The sequence below is a fragment of the Actinoplanes oryzae genome (assembly GCF_030757795.1).
Classification (GTDB): Bacteria; Actinomycetota; Actinomycetes; order Mycobacteriales; family Micromonosporaceae; genus Actinoplanes.
The window spans coordinates 1-411 of sequence record NZ_JAUQWH010000374.1; the positions used below are offsets into that span (position 1 = coordinate 1).

Genomic DNA, 411 nt, shown 5'->3' on the forward strand with positions numbered 1-411 from the left:
TAGTCCCGACTTTCGTCCCTGCTCGACCCGTCAGTCTCACAGTCAAGCTCCCTTATGTACTTACACTCAACACCTGATTGCCAACCAGGCTGAGGGAACCTTTGGGCGCCTCCGTTACCCTTTAGGAGGCAACCGCCCCAGTTAAACTACCCACCAGACACTGTCCCTGGACCCGATCAGGGCCCGAAGTTAGATACCCAAATCCAACAGAGTGGTATTTCAAGATTGCCTCCACCCGAACTGGCGTCCGAGCTTCACCGGCTCCCACCTATCCTACACAATTACATTCAGATACCAATGTCAAGCTATAGTAAAGGTCCCGGGGTCTTTCCGTCCTGCCGCGCGTAACGAGCATCTTTACTCGTACTGCAATTTCGCCGGGCCTGTGGTTGAGACAGTGGGGAAGTCGTT

At 54.0% G+C, this 411-nt stretch carries 1 rRNA gene; it reads right to left on the reverse strand.

Features of this window, described 5'->3' with window-relative positions:
- Positions 1-411, reverse strand: a 23S ribosomal RNA gene (locus tag RBH18_RS43995); the annotation flags it as partial.